This window comes from Streptomyces sp. NPDC005408 (assembly GCF_040606445.1).
Lineage (GTDB): Bacteria > Actinomycetota > Actinomycetes > Streptomycetales > Streptomycetaceae > Streptomyces.
In genome coordinates, this window is sequence record NZ_JBEXEX010000013.1 from 97,854 (window position 1) to 112,744 (window position 14,891).

General features: G+C 68.4%; 13 protein-coding genes. 7 read left to right on the plus strand and 6 right to left on the minus strand.

What is annotated here, in order from left to right; genetic code table 11:
• Positions 1-26 precede the first annotated feature (26 nt).
• From ABZS64_RS15350 to ABZS64_RS15365, 4 genes are all read left to right on the plus strand, one after another.
• Entirely contained in the window at positions 27-1,100 is a 1,074-nt protein-coding gene (locus ABZS64_RS15350) for a sugar kinase (RefSeq protein WP_355828625.1), read from the plus strand.
• On the plus strand, positions 1,097-1,876 hold the full coding sequence (locus ABZS64_RS15355; protein WP_355828628.1) for an IclR family transcriptional regulator: 780 nt from the start codon (positions 1,097-1,099) through the stop codon (positions 1,874-1,876). The genes ABZS64_RS15350 and ABZS64_RS15355 overlap by 4 nt, the downstream gene beginning before the upstream one ends.
• Entirely contained in the window at positions 1,873-2,283 is a 411-nt protein-coding gene (locus ABZS64_RS15360) for a RidA family protein (RefSeq protein WP_355828631.1), read from the plus strand. Before ABZS64_RS15355 ends, ABZS64_RS15360 begins: the two co-directional genes overlap by 4 nt.
• Positions 2,284-2,464: 181 nt before the next feature.
• Entirely contained in the window at positions 2,465-3,937 is a 1,473-nt protein-coding gene (locus tag ABZS64_RS15365) for a gluconate:H+ symporter (protein ID WP_355828634.1), read from the plus strand.
• A gap of 71 nt (positions 3,938-4,008) precedes the next feature.
• Here the strand turns inward: ABZS64_RS15365 and ABZS64_RS15370 are convergent, their stop codons facing one another.
• Positions 4,009-5,337 carry a M14 family metallopeptidase gene (locus ABZS64_RS15370; RefSeq protein ID WP_355828637.1) on the minus strand — a complete coding sequence of 443 codons (1,329 nt, stop codon included), beginning with the start codon at positions 5,335-5,337 and terminating at the stop codon, positions 4,009-4,011.
• Positions 5,338-5,715: 378 nt separating this feature from the next.
• On the opposite strand from ABZS64_RS15370, the gene ABZS64_RS15375 reads away from it, so the two are divergent.
• Entirely contained in the window at positions 5,716-7,044 is a 1,329-nt protein-coding gene (locus ABZS64_RS15375; protein WP_355828839.1) for an Nramp family divalent metal transporter, read from the plus strand.
• Between the two features lie 12 nt (positions 7,045-7,056).
• On the opposite strand, the gene ABZS64_RS15380 is transcribed toward ABZS64_RS15375, so the two are convergent.
• The 5 genes from ABZS64_RS15380 to ABZS64_RS15400 all read right to left on the minus strand — a co-directional run bounded on the left by ABZS64_RS15380 (position 7,057) and on the right by ABZS64_RS15400 (position 12,767).
• Positions 7,057-8,340 (minus strand): PQQ-binding-like beta-propeller repeat protein, encoded by a 1,284-nt coding sequence (locus ABZS64_RS15380; RefSeq protein ID WP_355828842.1) that lies wholly within the window; start codon positions 8,338-8,340, stop codon positions 7,057-7,059.
• Positions 8,341-8,427: 87 nt separating this feature from the next.
• Positions 8,428-10,092 carry a glycosyl hydrolase family 18 protein gene (locus ABZS64_RS15385; protein WP_355828640.1) on the minus strand — a complete coding sequence of 555 codons (1,665 nt, stop codon included), beginning with the start codon at positions 10,090-10,092 and terminating at the stop codon, positions 8,428-8,430.
• 212 nt (positions 10,093-10,304) lie between these two features.
• On the minus strand, positions 10,305-10,742 hold the full coding sequence (locus tag ABZS64_RS15390; RefSeq protein WP_355828643.1) for a hypothetical protein: 438 nt from the start codon (positions 10,740-10,742) through the stop codon (positions 10,305-10,307).
• Positions 10,739-11,281 (minus strand): hypothetical protein, encoded by a 543-nt coding sequence (locus ABZS64_RS15395; RefSeq protein WP_355828646.1) that lies wholly within the window; start codon positions 11,279-11,281, stop codon positions 10,739-10,741. Before ABZS64_RS15395 ends, ABZS64_RS15390 begins: the two co-directional genes overlap by 4 nt.
• 28 nt (positions 11,282-11,309) lie before the next feature.
• Positions 11,310-12,767, minus strand: a complete 1,458-nt coding sequence (locus ABZS64_RS15400) for a hypothetical protein (RefSeq protein ID WP_355828649.1) — start codon at positions 12,765-12,767, stop codon at positions 11,310-11,312.
• 403 nt (positions 12,768-13,170) lie between these two features.
• On the opposite strand from ABZS64_RS15400, the gene ABZS64_RS15405 reads away from it, so the two are divergent.
• Both ABZS64_RS15405 and cpaB read left to right on the plus strand, forming a co-directional pair.
• A complete protein-coding gene (locus ABZS64_RS15405; protein ID WP_355828652.1) occupies positions 13,171-14,049 on the plus strand; it encodes a hypothetical protein in 879 nt (292 codons plus the stop codon).
• Between the two features lie 122 nt (positions 14,050-14,171).
• A complete protein-coding gene (gene cpaB, locus ABZS64_RS15410) occupies positions 14,172-14,885 on the plus strand; it encodes a Flp pilus assembly protein CpaB (protein WP_355828654.1) in 714 nt (237 codons plus the stop codon).
• Positions 14,886-14,891 lie beyond the last annotated feature (6 nt).

Sequence of the window (14,891 nt, forward strand, 5' to 3'; positions counted from 1 at the left end):
CCGACCAGTGAGGAGCCTGAGCGATCGTGACCGCCACCGTGCCCGGATCCGGACCCGTGGACATCGTCTGCCTCGGCGAGTCCATGGTCACGTTTCTGCCCACGGCGCCGGGCCGCCTCGCCGACGTGCCCTCCTTCGTACGCGGCATCGGCGGGGCCGAGTCCAATGTGGCGTGCGGTCTCGCGGCGTCCGGCCACAGCGCCAAGTGGGTGGGCCGCGTCGGCGCGGACGGCTTCGGTGAGCACCTGGTCGAGGCGATCGCGTCGTACGGCGTCGACACCTCGGCGGTCCAGCGGGATGCGCTGCGGCCGACGGGGATCTACTTCCGTACGGCGGGCGACCGCGCGGACGGCGCGCACGAAGTCCTCTACTACCGGGCGGGATCCGCGGCGTCGGCGATGTCGCGGTCGACGCTGCCGGACGAGGACGTGTGGTCGGGGCGGATCCTGCATCTGTCCGGGATCACCGCGGCGCTGTCGGCCGACTGCCTGGCGCTGATGCGTGACTTGACGGCTCGGCGCCCGGGGCGCCCGCTCGTCTCCTTCGACGTCAACCACCGCCCCGGCCTGTGGCGTGACGAGGGGGGCCCACGGGTCCTGCTCGACCTGGCCCGGGGTGCGGACATCGTCTTCGTCGGCGAGGACGAGGCCGAGGAGGCATGGGGGGTGCGGGGCGCGGATGCGATCCGGGAGGCGCTCCCGGAGCCGGACGTGGTCGTGGTGAAGCGGGGGGCGGAGGGTGCGGTGGCGTACGCCCGCCGCGCCGAGCCCGGCGGGGCTGAAGTGGACACCGTCACCCACGCGTCGGCGCCCCGCGTCGACGTCGTCGCCCACGTCGGCGCCGGCGACGCCTTTGCCGCCGGGTTTCTCTCCGCCACCCTCCGCGGGCTCCCCGCCCACGCCCGGCTGCGGCACGGGCATCTCATGGCCGCCGCCACCCTCACCGTCGCCGGGGACCTAGCCACCCCGCCGACGCGGGCGCATGCCGACCGGCTGGCCGCACTCGAGGACCGCGACTGGGGGAGACTGCGACTCGGCCCCGGCTGGACCGCGGCCGCGGAGCAGGGCCCGCAGGACCCGCAGGAGGTACGTATCCCATGAGCCAGACCGTCGACCGCGCGCTGAGCATCCTTCCCTTGCTCGCCCAGGGACCCGCCGACCTCGGACAGGTCGCCGAACGCCTCGGCGTGCACAAGTCCACCGCGCTGAGACTGCTGCGTACGCTCCACGAGCACGGACTCGTCTACCGGCAGCAGGACCAGCGCTACCGCCTCGGCGCCCGCCTCTTCGCCCTCGCCCAGGAAGCCGTCGAGAACCTCGACGTACGCGAGATCGCCCACCCCCATCTCGTCGCCCTCAACGAGCAGATCGGGCACACCGTCCATCTCGCCGTGTACGAGGAGAGCGAGGTCCTCTACATCGACAAGGTCGAGAGCCGCTATCCCGTCCGGATGTACTCCCGGATCGGCAAGCCCGTCGCGATCACCGTCGCGGCCGTGGCGAAACTGCTCCTCGCCGACCTTCCCGAGCCCGAGCGCCGTGCCCTCGCCGAGAAGCTCGACTACCCCATGTACACATCCCGTTCGATCCCGAACTCCGCCGCGTTCCTCAAGGAGCTCGGCGTCGTACGCGAACAGGGATGGGCCACCGACCTCGGCGGCCACGAGGAGTCCATCAACTGCATCGGGGCCCCCATCCGCGGCGCGGACGGCCGGGTCGTCGCCGCCATGTCGGTCTCGGCGCCGAATGTCGTCGTCACCGCCGAGGAACTCCTCACCCTCCTCCCGCTGGTGCGCCGCACCGCCGACGCCATCACCCGGGAGTACTCGGGAGCTGTGCCCGATTCAAAATCCCCATCCCCGAAGGAAGCTTCATGAGCGAGAAGACCGCGATCACCCCCGCCACCCACACAGCCCCGCCCGCCAAGTTCTCCCACGGGGTCAAGAAGGGCAACATCCTCCAGGTCGCCGGGCAGGTCGGCTTCCTGCCCGCCGTCGAGGGCGAGGCGCCGACGCCCGCCGGGCCGACCCTGCGTGAGCAGACCCTCCAGACCCTCGCCAACGTCAAGGCGGTCCTCGAAGCGGGCGGCGCGAGCTGGGACGACGTGATGATGACCCGCGTCTATCTCACGGACGTCGGCCACTTCGCCGAGATGAACGAGATCTACAACGCCTACTTCGAGGAGCAGGGCCTCAAGGAGCCCGCCTCGGCCCGTACGACGGTCTACGTCGGCCTCCCCGCAGGCCTCCTGATCGAGATCGACGCCCTGGCAGTCCTCGGCTGAATCTGCGACTGACATCCGTCTGATCTTGTCCAACCCCCCACTGCACGGGGCGGTGCTCTTCCCCCGAGCGCCGTCCCGCGGTCCCCCGCGCCCCCTTTTTCGCATCGCGGCTTCACGTGGTCGTCCGGCTTTCCCGGGCTCACCCCGCGATTCGCGTTGCCCGGAAACAGAGAGACTCCCCATGTACATCGCCGCTGACGCCCCACCCCCACCACCGCCCCACACCGGCGGACTGCTCCTCCTCATCGACGGCACCGCCGGGCTGCTGACCGTCGCCGCCCTCGGTATCGCGCTCCTCCTCTTTCTGATCATCAAGGTCAGGCTGCAGCCGTTCGTCGCGCTGCTCGCCGTCTCCATAGCCGTCGGCCTCGCCGCCGGTCTCTCGGTCACCGAACTCTTCGGCACCGTCCAGAAGTCCGCCGCCGTCTCGGTCATCGAGTCCGGTATGGGCGGCATCCTCGGACACGTGGCGATCATCATCGGTCTGGGCACCATGCTCGGCGCGATACTCGAAGTGTCCGGCGGCGCCGAGGTGTTGAGCTCCCGGCTGCTGCACCTCTTCGGCGAGAAGCGCGCCCCGCTCGCCATGGGCCTCACCGGCCTGATCTTCGGTATACCCGTCTTCTTCGACGTCGGCATCTTCGTCCTCGCGCCGATCGTGTACGCCGCCGCCAAGCGCTCCGGCAAGTCGATCATCCTCTACGCGATGCCCCTGCTGGCCGGTCTGTCGATGACCCACGCCTTCCTGCCGCCGCACCCCGGCCCGGTCGCCGCCGCCGGTCTGCTCCATGTCTCGCTCGGCTGGGTCATCCTGATGGGCATCGTCGTCGGCCTCCCGGCGGTCCTGGCCGCCTGGGTCTACGCCGCCTGGATCGGCAAGCGCCTGTTCGTCGAGGTCCCGCAGGACATGGTGGAGGCCGCGGAGGACGCGAAGGCCGCCGTCGTCGCCGAGCAGACCGCCACCGGACGCACCCCGCAGGAGCGCCCGGTCTCCCTCGGCACGGTCCTCGCCATCATCGGTACGCCGCTGGTCCTGATCCTCGCCGCGACGTTCTCCTCCATCGCGCTGGACCCGTCCACCCTGCGCTCGGTCATCGAGTTCTTCGGCAGCCCCTTCGTCGCCCTGACGATCGCCCTGCTGATGGCGTACTACCTGCTGGGCCTGCGCCGCGGCTGGTCCCGTAAGTCCCTGGAGACCGTGTCGACTTCCTCGCTGAAGCCGGTCGGCAACATCCTGCTCGTGGTCGGCGCGGGCGGCGTCTTCGGCGCCGTACTGAAGGCCAGCGGTGTCGCCCAGGCGCTCTCGGACGCCTTCAACGACATCGGTCTGCCGGTCATCGTGCTCGCCTATCTGATCTCGCTGGTGCTGCGTGTGGCCCAGGGTTCGGCGACGGTCGCGATCGTCACCACGGCGGGCATCGTGCTGCCGCTGGTCGAGAACGGCGACCACTCGCAGGCCTTCCTTGCTCTGGTCATCATGGCGATCTCGGCCGGCTCGATCTTCGCGTCGCACGTCAACGACGGCGGATTCTGGATCGTGGCCAAGTACTTCGGGATTTCGGAGCGGGACACGCTGAAGTCGTGGACGGTCCTGGAGTCGGTGCTGTCGGTCGCGGGCTTCGTGGTCGCCGCGGCGATCAGTCTGGCCGTCTAGGCCCTGCCCCGCGTACGCGGAAGGGGCGCCCGGTACCGAGGTACATTTCCGGGCGCCCCTTCGCTCACGTATCAACTCGTGCAGTACTGCTGCTCCTTGCCGATCGACCGGTACATGCAGTCCGCGTTCTCCAGCAGCTGGAGTACCGCGTCCTTGTTGCGGCTCGTCTCGCGCTCGATCACCTCGTCGGGCGGGTAGAAGCCGCCGCCGCCCGAGGACGGATACATCTCGAACGTGTAGCTGAAGATCTTCTGGTTGCCCCACAGCCAGTCGTCGATCGTGCCGTCCGTGATGTACAGCTCGCTCGACTGCTCGGGCGTGTAGCCGTTGCTCGCGGCCATCTTCTGGCCGACGGCGGCGTGCGCGTCCCGGTCGTCCTGGGTGAGGCCGGGGCCGGTGTCGTTGTAGGTGTAGCCGTACGGCCAGAGGACCAGCTCGCTGTACGTGTGGAAGTCGATGCCCGCCTTGATCTGCTGCTTGCCTCCGACGACCCGGCTGCGTACGAAGTTGGCGACGACCTTCACCTCGGGCGCGGACTCGCCGGCCGTGCCCCGGTAGGTGTCGGACGACGTGCTGCCGGACGAGCCGCCGCAGCAGCCCCACTTGTAGGCCCAGTTGCGGTTGAGGTCCGTACCGACGTACGAGGAACCGGAGTTGGGCTGCCGGTTCTTGCGCCAGCTGCGGTACGAGCCGGTGGCGATGTCGTACTCGCCGCCGTCGGGGTTGAGGTCGGGCACGATCCAGATCTCGCGGCCGTTGACGGCGTTGGTGACCCGGGAGTCCTTGCCGTAGCCCGCGCCGAGCTCGCGCACCAGATAGAGCGCCATCTCGACCGTGAGGTGCTCGCGCGCGTGCTGATGGTGGGTGAAGAGCACTTCGGGCTCGGCCTCGTCGGTGCCCACATTGTCGCTGATCTTGATGGCGACGATGTCCTTGCCCTGGTACGACTTGCCGATGACGCGCTTGCTCATGATCGACGGATACTGCGCGATGCGCTGGTCGAGCTCGGTGCTCATCTCGGCGTAGTTGTGGTACTTGGAGTCGGCCGACGGGAAGTCCATCGGCCGGACGGCCGTCCCGTCGCGGCGGTCGGGAACCTGGCCCACCGCCCGCAGTTTGTAGCCGAGGGCCTTGAGCTTGGCGGCCTCCGTCGGGTCGGCGGAGACGACGACCACATGGCCGTCGGAATCGTCGATGGTCACGCCCGTCCTGGCGAGCGCGGTGCGCGTGACCTTGTCGGCGTGGATGTCGATCTCGTACTGGCGGATGTCCTCGTCCGTGGAGACGGGGGGTGGCGCCGATGCGGTGGCGGTGGCGTTGGCGGTGATCGGTGCGGCAAGTGCCAGTGCCAGCAGGGCCGCCAGTGCCGCGGACCTTCTGCCGCGGATGCGAAGTCGCATGCTGTCTCCTGGGTGTGGAGTGTGGGGGGTTGATCAGTTGCGACGCATGTCGTGCGGGTGTGCGCACATGGTGATGCTCTGGCATGACCCGGTCAAGGGGCAGGCTTCGGCCATACGCGGTGGAGCGCGGGCTCGGCGAGGGCGGCGTGGGCACCGTTCATCTTGTACGCCCAGTTGACGGACGCGCGGCGGCGATGAAGGCGGCGCGTCCCGAACGTGACGCGGATGCAGTAGTCCGGTCACCTGCTTGACCGCAATCCCGCCCGGTGACCGAAGGGCTGGGCGCACAGGCCCTCTTGCGCGATCTCCCCCGACCCCGCTTTGGTGGCCTCGGTGACCTCAGTCACATCCTGGGACGAGCGGAAGGCGGCCACGCTCATGGCAGGCACCACCGAGAGCAACGCGACGGACGAGTCCGTCTACCGCCCGCGCAAGTCGAGTTGGAAGTACATCGGCCCCGGAATCGTCGTCGCCGCGACCGGCGTCGGAGCCGGCGACCTCGTCGCGACGCTCATCGCGGGCAGCAACTTCGGCTACACCCTCCTGTGGGCCGCCGTCATCGGCTGTGTCGTCAAGATCTCCCTCGCCGAGGCGGCGGGCCGCTGGCATCTGTCCACCGGCCGTACGCTCTTCGACGGCTGGGCGAGCCTCGGCCGCTGGACCACGTGGTTCTTCGTCGTCTACGTCGTCATCTGGGGCTTTGTGTACGGCGCAGCCGCGATGTCGTCCAGCGGCCTCCCGCTCCAGGCCCTCTTCCCCGACGTCATGGGCCTCAAGTGGTGGGCGATGCTGACCGGCGTGGTCGGTCTGATCTTCGTCTGGTTCAACAAGTACGACGTCTTCGAGAAGGTCATGACCGTCCTCGTCGGCGTGATGTTCGTGGTCACCGTCTATCTGGCGATACGGGTCACCCCGAACCTCGGCGACGCGTTCGCCGGACTGCTGCCCGTCCTGCCCGACGAGAAGGACTCGATCCTCAACACCCTCGGCCTGATCGGCGGCGTCGGCGGCACCATCACCCTTGCCGCGTACGGCTATTGGGTCAACGCCAAGGGCTGGACCAACACCAGCTGGATGAAGGTGATGCGGCTCGACAACCGGGTCGCGTACATCACCACCGGCATCTTCGTCGTCGCGATGCTGTTCGTCGGCGCCGAGATGCTGCACTCGGCGGGCGTCGCCATCGCGAGCGGCGACAAGGGTCTGGTCCAGCTCAGCGACATCCTGGCGGACCGCTACGGCTCGGCCACCGCAAAGCTCTTCCTCGTCGGCTTCTTCGCGACGTCGTTCACCTCGCTGATCGGTGTCTGGCACGGCGTCAGCCTGATGTTCGCGGACTTCGTCGAGCGCTATCGCAGGGACAGGGCGGGCGCCGTGGACACCGAGCTCAGTGGCGAGGCGGTGGCCGCGGGCAAGCGCGAGAGGTCGGGCCCCTTCCGGGCGTATCTGCTGTGGCTGACCTTCCCGCCGATGATCCTGCTCTTCCAGGGCCAGCCGTTCCGGCTCGTGATCATCTACGGAGTGCTGGGCGCGGCCTTCATGCCGTTCCTGGCGCTGACCCTGCTCTGGCTGCTCAACTCCAGCCGTGCGCCGAGGGAATGGCGCAACGGAATCCTGAGCAACGCCATGCTGGTGATCGCAGGACTGCTCTTCCTGGTGCTGTGCATCAAGCAGATCGCCGACCAGCCGTGGTCGGAGTTCTTCTGACCTGGGGCACCGTCAGAGGCGTACGGCCCGGACGCCCTCGGTGTCCGGGCCGTACAGCATTCCGTCCCGCACCACCGGGTCGTCCGCGAGCGCCCCGTCGCACGCGAGCCGCCACCGGGGTTCACCGGTGGCGATGTCGTAGGCCCACCAGGCGGTGTCATGGCCGACGAGGGCCAGCCGCCCGGCCGGGACCGGCAGCGTCCAGGACGGCTGATCGCGGTCCTGGCGCCAGAGCTGTTTGCCGGTCAGGGCCGAATGGGCGAGGACATAGCCGGGGCGGTCCTCCCCCAGCTGTTTGCCGTCCTCGCCGTGGTAACTGTCGCCGGACGAGAGCAGGATCGTGTCGCCGTACGGAACGACCTGGTCCCGCGCGTACTGCGCCGTCGCCGCCGTCCAGGTCCGGCGGCCGTCGTCGGCGGCGTGTGCGTGCAGACGGCCGCGGCCGTCGTGCAGATACACCGCCTTGCCGTCAGGGGTCGCGGTGATCGTTCCGTCCAGGGCCGGGACGTCCCAGCGCGGGGCGCCGCCGTCCGCGTCGTATGCGTACAGACGGGTGCTGCCCATGGGGCCCGAGACCAGATGGACGGTATCGGGCCCGAGCGCGAAGGCCGGGGCCTCGGTACCCCGGGCGCCCGGGACCCGCCAGCGTTCGCGTCCCGTCGCCGGATCGCAGGCGGCGACGCCATCGGGCGTGCTCCGGAAGAGGACGCCCCGCTTCGGATCGGGTGTGAAGAGCCAGGACATGTCGGTGCGCCACAGGACACGGCCGCTGCCTGCGTCGATCCCGCACAGCGCACCCTGCTCCAGCACCTGGCCGTCTTCGTCGCTCCGCGCGCGCAGCTGTACGCAGAGCACACTGCCGAGCACGAACGGCCGGTCGGGCTCACCCTCTTCCACGAGCGGCCCGGCACGCCACAGCCGCTTGCCGTCGCTGCTGCGGTAGGCGTGGACGAGGCCGTCCTGGCTGACGCGGAAGACCCTGCCGCCCGCGACCGCGACCATGTCGGGTTCGGTCCCCCTCGACGTGCCGCCCTTCGTGCTCCAGCGGGTGTCGCCGGTCCGTGCGTCCAGGGCGTACAGCAGATCGGGTCCGACGGTCGCGGCATAGACCGTGCCGCCGTCGACCGTGAGCTCGCCGTAGACGCCTTTGTCGAACGTCCAGGCCGTGGCCCGTTTCTTCGGCCCGCTCTCCTGCGCAGTGCACGCACCCACCAGGCCCGCCGCGCCCACCAGGCTCAGCACACCCAGCGAGCCGCGCAGCAGAGTGCGGCGGCCGATACCGGAGTCGTCCCCCATCGCGTTCACGGACGCAACGTACAACAACGCGTAGCAGCGCCACCGTGGGGGCGGTGGCGCTGCTGTCTCAGGGCGTGCGAGCAGTGGTTACGGGAGAGCGTGGACGTGCGGGCCGACCGCGTTCGACCAGGCGTTGCCCGACTTCGCGTCCCAGTTGGTGGACCAGGTCATCGCACCGCGCAGCGACGGGTACGTCTTGGACGGCTTGAACGATCCGCAGTTCGTGCCCCGGGCGAGGCAGTCGAGGGCGTTGTTCACGATCGTCGGCGAGACATAGCCGCTGCCCGCGCCGCTGGTCGATGCGGGCAGACCGAGCCCGACCTGGGCCGGGGCGAGACCGCCCTCCAGCTGGATGCAGGCGAGCGCGGTGAGGAAGTCCACCGAGCCCTGCGAGTAGACCTTGCCGTCGCAGCCCAGCATCGAACCACTGTTGTAGTACTGCATGTTGACGACGGTCAGGATGTCCTTGATGTTGAGCGCCGTCTTGAAGTACTCGTTCGACGTCGACTGCATGTCGATGGTCTGCGGCGCCATGGTGATGACGAGCTTGGAGCCCGCCTTCGACGAGAGCGACCTGAGCGCCTGCGCCATGTACGTGGAGTTGAGGCCGTTCTCCAGGTCGATGTCGACGCCGTCGAAGCCGTACGTCTGCATCATCGAGTAGACGGAGTTGGCGAAGTTCGTGGCCGAGGTCGAGTCGTTGATCGAGACGGTGCCGTTCTGGCCGCCGATCGAGATGATCACGGACTTGCCTGCCGCCTGCTTGGCCTTGATGTCGGCCTTGAACTGGTCGACGGTGTAGCCGCCGAGCCCGGCCGAGTCGAGGTTGAAGGTGACACCGCCCGGTGTGCCGGTCGCGTCGGCGAAGGAGACCGCGATGATGTCGTAGTTGGCGGGCACGTCGCTGATCTTCTGGACCGTGGCGCCGTTGTTGAAGTTCTGCCAGTAGCCGGTCACCGCGTGCTTGGGCACCGTACCGCCGCCCCCTCCGCCGCCGGAGGCCGAGGTGGTACCGGTCACCGCGGCGGACTTCGCGGACTCACCGGCCGCGTTGGTCGCGGTCACCTGGAACTGGTACGAGGTGGAGGCGCTCAGCCCGGTCGCGGTCGCCGACGCACCGGTCACCGACTGCACCTTGCTGCCGTTCTGGTAGAGGTTGTAACCCGTCGCGCCTGTCACCGCGTTCCAGGACAGCGCCACGGAGGACGAGGTCACGGAGCCCACCGCGACACCGGCCGGGGTGGCAGGCACGGTCGGCGAGGGGTCACCGCCACCGCCACCGTCCGGGCCGAAGACGTTCACATCGTCGGCGTAGTAGGCGGCCTGCCCGTACCAGCCGTGCGTGTAGACCGTCACCGAGGTCGTGCTCGAGCCGGTCGTGAACGTGGTGGTCAGCTGCTTCCAGCCGGCTGAGTCGGGCGTCCAGGTGGACACGTCCGTCGTGCCGGTGCCGCTCGCGCCAAGGTAGGTGTACCCGCCCTGCACCCACGCGCTGAGCGTGTACGTCGAGTTGGGCTTCACCGCCACGGTCTGCGTGCACTTGGCGTTGTCCTGCCCCGCGGGAGTCCCCTTGAGTGCGGAGGCGCCGCCGTGGACGGGCGAGGAGACATTGGTCCCGCTGCCGGCGGAACAGGTCCAGTTGGCGAGCCCGGACTCGAAGCCGGCGTTCTTGGCGACATTGACGTCGACGGCCTGGGCGGTGCCTGTGATGCCCACGAGGGTGAGGCCGGTTCCGGCAGCGAGTGCGAGCACTCCGCCGAGCCATCTTCGGGAGAGTCGTCTCCGAGAGCGTGTGGTGCGGTCCACTTGCTGCCTCCGGTGGGGGAGTTGGGGGTGTGGAGGGGATTGAGGAACGGTGGCCACCGCTGGGCGTAAAACTGGTCCAGACCAATCGGGTTGTCAAGACCTGTGGCACCGATTCGTATACACACACCCCTGCGCAGGCCGGTGGGCGGGTCGAGGAGTCAGGCCTCGTCCTGCAGCCGGTCCGCGGCGTACCCCGCCACACACCCCACCACCAGCACCGCGTTGGACAGCAGCACGCCCTCGGCGGCCAACTCCCGCCACTGCACCGCCATGTTGAGCGCCTGTGCCACGACCGGCACCGCGAAGGCGGCCGTCAGATGCGCGGGCACCGACTCCCGGAACGGCTCACGGTGGATCCGCGCCGCCGCCCAGGCGGCCAGCGCGATGCACAGAGCGTTCGGCACATGGATCAGCAGCAGCCTGCCGCCGAAGGTGTCCAGGCGCGGGCCCGTCGCCAGATGGTCATAGACGACCGTGGCCTGCAAATACTCGCTGAAGACGAGCACGACGGCACCGGCCCCCCAGGCCCGTACGAGCGCGAACAGCGCCGCACCGCGCCGCTCCTGGTGCGCCCTCTGGTAGCCGTACCGCGTCATCGCTTCATGACCGTGATCGAAGCAATGATCTTCTTCAGATCGCCGTCAGCGAGCCGGCCGCCGGCCGCGTCGATCCGTACGGCATAGGCCCTGTCCCGCGCGTCCAGTCCGGCCACGATCACGCCCTTGATCCGCGTCCCCTGCTGCGTGAACTCGAAGTCGACCCGGCGCGCCTCCTCCTCGCCCCTGGGTCCCTCGACCCGGATCTCCCGCTGCCCCTGGAGCTTCGAACCGAGCGCGATGCCCGCCTCGGCGGCGATCGCGGCCTCCTCGGCGGAGTCGGCCTCGGTGTAGTCCAGCTGGACGGTGATCATTCCGACCGCCTTGCCGTCGGCGGTGAGGGTGGCAGCAGCCGCGTTGTGCTTGCTGCGCTGGGCATCGCTCTGCGGTACGAAGGCGGGCGGATGGGCGACGGTCACGGCCGGCGTGCGGAGGGTCGCCCACCCCTCGGGAGCCTGGCCGGCCGTGTCCGTACCGCATCCGGCGGCCAGCAGAGCGACACCTGCGAGCAGCCAGGAGCCGGTCGTCTTCCTTCTCATCGCATGTCCTCCCTCGCCCGTCGGCCGGTCAGTTCGCGCAGTAGCTGTACGGCACATAGTTACGACCATTCCCATGGGGTGCTCCCAGGAACTCCGCGGCATTGAGGGTCTCCTCCTTCTTCTCGGTGGAGACCGAGAAACCAAGGCTCAGCCCCAGATTCAGCTCGAAGCCGTACTCCGCCGCCTCCGTCTTCCCGGTGTAGGTCGTCTTGCTGGACAGGCCCTCGTCGAAGAGCAACTGCCCGAAGGGGTCGTCGGCACCCGGCCGCCGGGTCGGAGCATGGTCGTTGAACATATAGGTGAAGGGCGCGCCGTACTGCCCGCTCCCGTCCAGCCAGTCCTGCGCGACCTTCCGCCCGGCATCGCCATCGGCTCCCGGCGGGAAGCTGAGCGAGTTGGTGACCACCTCGATCCCGGTGGCCGGATCGCCGCCCTTCGCCCCGGCGCTGCCGCCGCGCTTGTCCTTCCCGGACTTGCCGTTGTCGCCGCCGACCTTGGCCCCGTCCTTGGTCGAGCCCTTCTCGACGGTCCGGGTCATGTCGATCCGCACCAGCTTGCCGGTCTTCTTGTCGTGCGTGACGGTGATGGTCCCGGTCTGCGTGGTCGACGCGGACGCCTCCCCGCTGAGGGGACCTGCCTCGTAGCCGACCTTGGTCCCGTACTCGACGGACGCGCTGTACGTGTACGAGTTGGTGCCGTTGAAGTCGTTGTCGGTCCAGGTCGCCTCGGGCGTGAACTTGAACGATCCGCCGAGGGTGCCGCTGAGCTTCTTCTCGTCCCCGGCGGAAATCTTCAGCCCACCGGCGGCGGAGGTTTCGAGGGCGACCTTGCCGTAACTGATGTGGCGGTTGCCGAGCTTCTCCTCGATGCGCTTGCGCAGCTTCTCCTCCTCGGCCATCGGCCCCTTGCCGAAGAAATAGAGGATGCTGCTGCCGAGCCCGCCGCCCTGGGAGTTGGCGTGCCGGTTGGCGAGCTCGTACGTCTTGAGGGACTCGAGATCATCCCGGAAGGCCGCGGCGTCCGCCTCGCTTTCGAAGACCCAGGTGTCCCCATTGGTGACCTTGATCCCGGCCCCGAGCTCGACCTTGTCCGAGCCGAACTTCCCGACCTTGGCCCCGGGCTTCCAGTCCTTCTTGGCGGCGACGGACGCCGCGTCGGTGAAGGTCATCATGACCCGCTGGTCCCGGTCGTCGACGGCGCCGTCGCCGTTGACGTCGGAGTTGGCCTTGAAGGTCTGCTGCTGGAAGCCGTACTCCTCGCCCCATTCGATGAAGAGGACCTTGGCCTTGGCGCCGGCCTTGTCGGTGATGGAGGAGATCTGGCAGAGAGGGGGTTCGTAGTCGGCGTCGGTTTTGGGTTTGGCCTGGGGGTCGGGGGCCGAGCTGCAGGATCCACCGGTGATCACGCAGATGATCTTGTCGCCGATCATCCGGCCCACGCCCAGCGTCGTCACCGCGGCGATGACAGCGATCAGGACAACCAGCATTCCGATGTACTCAACGGCGGTGGTGCCTCTGTCGCCTGCCGGGTTCCGCGCCCGGCGACCTCTTGTGCGCCTCATCCGCCGTCCCCCTCGGTGGCCATGCCTCTCGTACAAGGAATCGGGGGGAGCGTACGAAGGAGTGCGCCGGGCTGGCGTGGGCCCGGAGACCCAACACGGGCCCAAAACGGTCCAGGGCCCTGGCGAATTCACTCCCGTGAAACGAGAGTTAACCTCTGACGCCTTCGCCCGTTTTCGCCTGTGCGGAGCGTGTGCGAGTTGTGGCCCAGAGATCTGAAAGGTGTTCTCTGCCTCGTATGACGCCGATAAAGTGCGGGGCAGAAGCACGGAGCAGTAGGTATCTGCGGTCGCCGGGCCCCCGGCGTCCGGGGCTGAACGGGGAACCAGCGTGCCGACCGCGATAGCTGTCACCAGCGCCGATCTGGTGCTGCCGCCCACCGACCACCAGACGCCCACCGCGGCACTGCTCCACTCGCCCGACGCCCAGCCCCTGGACGCCGCGCTCGCCGACATGACTGTGCTGCTGGAGCAGCACGGCTATGTGATCGCGCTCTATCCCGCGACCATTCCCGTTGCCCACGAGCGCCGGCTGCACACAGTTCGCTCGGTCCTGGAGAGCGACCGGATCGCCTATCTGAAGCTGGATCTGCCGCCGCTGGGCGTGGCCGTACTGGTACGCCAGCTACGGCAGTTGTCGATCTGCGACTTCAGCGCGGGCGTCGTGGCCTCCGCCGCCCGTCTGCTCTCCCACTACATCTACGCGGGCGCGCTGCTGAACTCCGTGACCAGGCTGGACCGCGTTCCGGTGAGCCTGAAGTCCCATGCCAAATCGTGGGTCCCCGGTTCCCAGTTCGCTGTGCTGGCCAACCCGAACCCTCAACTGGTCAAGATCGGCGCCGGCGAACTCACCGGTCCCCAGTTCGGTACGCAACTGCTGGTCGGAAAAGGGCAGTTGCAGAGCGAGTGGGTGAGCTCGACGCTCGCCCCCGCCTGGCAGGTGCAGGGCCTCCAGGAAACCGCGCTCCCTTCCGATTCCCCCCGCTGGTGGGGCACGTCCAGACTGATCGAATTCGCCGCCTATCTGCCCGATATCTCCGTGCTCTACCAGCTGGTTTCATCCGTACGGCGAGAGGTGTGCACCTGGTGCGGAATTGAACTCATAGGTGATCGCTGCGGCTTCTGCTCGGCACCGCTTGCCCATGCCGAGAACCAAACGCACACGACTGGTGTCCTGAACCAAGGGGCCCCGATGCATCAGGGTTCGTAACCGGCCGTTCGGGCCGTCCCCCGGAGGCTCCACCTCACCGGCCCAGCCGCAGCAGCTCAGGTAAGTGCACAGTTCCGACTCTGTCCGCTCCCTCAACGCTCCTGAACGAGGTTCTCCCGCCCATGAATTCACGTCAGCGCCGTGGCGTCATACTTCTGCTCCTGTCGGTTCTCTGCGCCTTCGGTGTGTTCGCCGGTGTCCTGTCGGTCATCAGTGATGTGAATTCCAAGGTCGGGCCCGAGGTGACGGCTTACCGGATCAAGACCGACGTGGCACCGTACACGGCCCTGGAGCCCGGGCAGTTCGAGAAGATTTCGATGCCCAAGCGCTGGCTGTCGCAGAATGCCGTCACCGATCTCGCCGTGGTGAGGGGAAAGATCGCCGTCACGCAGCTCAAGAAAGGCTCGCTGCTGCAGGACGACATGATGGTGAAGAAGCCCGCGGTCGGCAATGGTGAGCAGGAGATCGCCATCATGATCGACGCGGCCACCGGTGTGGCAGGAAAGATCACGCCAGGTTCCCTGGTCAATATCTTCGCCACCTTCGCCGGCAAGAAGGAGGGCGAGGCGGACCAGTCGCGCATCATCGTGCCCAACGCCAAAGTCATCGACGTCGGCCGGATCACCGCGCTCCAGCCCGACAAGAACGACCGCGGCAGCGGACTCACCCAGGCCGTGCCCATCACCTTCGCCCTCAACACCACGGACGCCCAGCGCCTCGCCTACGCCGAGTCCTTCGCCGAACACGTCCGCCTGGCCCTCCTCGGCAACTCCAGCCCCACCACGCTGCGCCCGGGGGACAGCACCTACACCCTCGACGAAGACAAGAACAAGTGAGGGCTG